This is a genomic window from Okeania sp. SIO3I5, from assembly GCF_010672085.1.
GTDB lineage: Bacteria > Cyanobacteriota > Cyanobacteriia > Cyanobacteriales > Microcoleaceae > Trichodesmium.
The window spans coordinates 1-2,604 of the sequence record NZ_JAAHHT010000473.1 but is presented as its reverse complement, the minus strand read 5'-3'; the positions used below and the strand labels follow the sequence as shown (position 1 = coordinate 2,604).

Below are 2,604 nucleotides of genomic sequence, written 5' to 3'. Positions count from 1 at the left end.
TTATTTAGTAATTTTGGCAGTTCAACCTTCCAGGTTGTTACAGCCTTGAAGGCTTAACTGCAAAGAGATTAAGTGTACCTCACCATCCTCATGCATTGCTGTAATTATTAATTATTAATTATTAATTGTTGAAAATACCGATGGTACCGGACATAATATAACTTCTTTCCTGTTTCCTAAAATTTAAAAAAAATGACATCTGAAACTTTAACCGTCGAAAAAAAAGGCACAATAATTAAAAATATTCAAGTTACAAAAGTAGTTGATGGTGACACAATCAAAGTCCTATTGAATGATAAGCGAGAATTTATCAGACTTGATTATGTTGACGCCGAAGAAAGCTATTCTGAATATTCCAAACCTGTTACAGAAGTTGGAAAACAAGCAAAAGAAATGGCTATACAATATTTCACATTACCTAATGGTGAACTTAGCCAAGTTGATATTGAATTTGATACAGATGATCCTACAGAAAATTGTTTAGAAAAGTACCGTGATCATCAAGGTCGTTTAATAGCTTATGTACATAAAAATGGTGAAAATTTTAATATCAAACTCATTAAAGAAGGGTGGAGTCCCTATTTTATTAAATATGGATATTCTCGATTATATCATCAAGAAATGACTGAAGCAGAAATAGAAGCTCAAGCAAATAATCTTGGTGTTTGGAATGCTCAAATAAATACAGGTAAACGCAAAAGAAATTATAGTTTACTTGTACCTTGGTGGACGTTAAGAGCTTCCATTGTAGAAAATTATCGTACTTATGGAATAGCTGCGGGTGTGCTAGAAGTGAGATTAGATTTTCCGAAAATTTTAGCAGCAGCAGAAACGGGAGAATATATTACAGTTTTCTTTGATTTACAGGGAGGAGTTTCTAAGTGGTTAGATAATGGTGCTTTAGTTTATGACGGTACTAAAGACCATCGTTTAAAATTATGGATTCCAGATACAAATAGTGAAGAAATAAAGCCGTTATTACAACTATTAAAAAATCGTTATTTTGGTTTAGGGCGGGGATATGTTTATATTAGTGGGCAAGTGCATATGTATCGAGATAAACCGGAAATTATCCTTTCTGAAATTAAACAATTATCTGATTTTCCCCCTACAGATAGTGCTATGTGCAAGTCAGAAGTCAGAAATAATCGGTGAGTAAGTTTGAACATTTAAGCATTTATAAATATAGCAATCCTCTAATATATTTGTGTATAAGAATCTCACTGCTTTTAGGGAATAGGCAATGGGTAATAGGTAAGAGTTTCGGAGTTTATTTCTAGTTTTTGATTTGTGACAACCTATTTAGGATTGCTATATTCTAACCTATTTGCGTACTGCTATATTATATCATGTCCGGTTGAATACTTACTCTTTGAAGGAGGTAAGGCAGAAGGTATCCCCCCAACCCCCCTTTGAAAGGCAGGGTCAATTTATTGTCACGCCTAGAAAAAAGTAGGAGAGGGTGGGGAAGTGTGGGAGGTGTGGGAGGTGTGGGAAGTGTGTGAGGTGTGGGAAGTGTGTGAGGTGTGGCAGAAAAGTCCACTTTTATTCATGCAGCTTACGTATCCCCATCCTCCCCCTCCTCCCCCTCCTCCCACAAGGGTTTCAGGAGTTCCTTATAAGGGATAGCTTGTGATTGGGGGGAGGCAGAAGGAGAGAAAAGGTGATCAGAAAAAAGGTTTTTTATGACTGATTATCCGGACATGATATTACACCATTTCTGATATAGTAATGTTATATTTGGTTACCGAAAAATTAAGGCTTAAAGCCTCTCCTTTTAATGAGAAAAAAATAAAAAAATTCCTTTTAACCAATCCTCTTCATTAAAAAGAAGAGCTAATTAGGGTTTGCTGAAAAAGTATGCATGGGTGAGGGTAGTCCTCAGGAGTCAGGAGTCAGGAGTCAGGAGGAATGGGGAATGAGCGAGGAGGCAGGAGGAAAAATTATCCTTTGATTTTTCTGCCACAGTCAACTCAAAATCCTAACTTTTTGAACTCCCTAGAACAAAAACCTTGTACTTTTTCAAGACATAAAAAGGCTAAAACCTTTAGGAGTCAATGCTTTTATATTTAATCAGCAAGCCCTAATTATTAATTATTATATTAATTGTTAATTGTTAATTATTAATTATTTTCCTATTTCTTGCTTCTACGCACTCCCAGAATATACAGCAAACTTTTTGATATTTGGTGTTATAGCAATTTGAAAAAAGTCGGATTTTTGACTTTTAACTTTTGACTTTTAACTTCCGTGAACCAGTTTCTAAGCTTTCAAACCAAGAACTAATTACCGAAATAATTAATAATTAAACAATTAAATAATTAGATAATTTAGGTTTAAAGCTTCCCCAATAAAAGGGGAAAAAAATAAATCTTTTCCTTAAGCGTCAATCCTTTCCCTAAAAGGGAAAAGTAATTATCAATTATCAATTATCAATTATCCATTATCCATTATCAATTATCCATTAATAAACCATCATAGTTTCTAAATATATAGAAAAATATTCTAATATTCAGTTCAGACCAAATTAATTAATCTTGGATGAACTACAACACCCTCTATCCCATTGCTAATAGCGTTTGGGACTACTTTACGATCTGCCGA

Annotated in this window: 2 protein-coding genes; both read left to right on the top strand. The window is 34.1% G+C overall.

Annotated features, from left to right (window positions below; translation table 11 throughout):
• Positions 1-192: 192 nt before the first annotated feature.
• Positions 193-1,155 (top strand): thermonuclease family protein, encoded by a 963-nt coding sequence (locus tag F6K40_RS39760; protein WP_293145702.1) that lies wholly within the window; start codon positions 193-195, stop codon positions 1,153-1,155.
• Positions 1,156-1,470: 315 nt separating this feature from the next.
• Positions 1,471-1,629 (top strand): hypothetical protein, encoded by a 159-nt coding sequence (locus F6K40_RS39755; protein ID WP_293145699.1) that lies wholly within the window; start codon positions 1,471-1,473, stop codon positions 1,627-1,629.
• The last annotated feature ends 975 nt before the right edge of the window (positions 1,630-2,604 follow it).

Bases quoted from the DNA above. Each gene is read 5' to 3' on its own strand.
- F6K40_RS39760 (WP_293145702.1), top strand. From the start codon at position 193: ATGACATCTGAAACTTTAACCGTCGAAAAAAAAGGCACAATAATTAAA.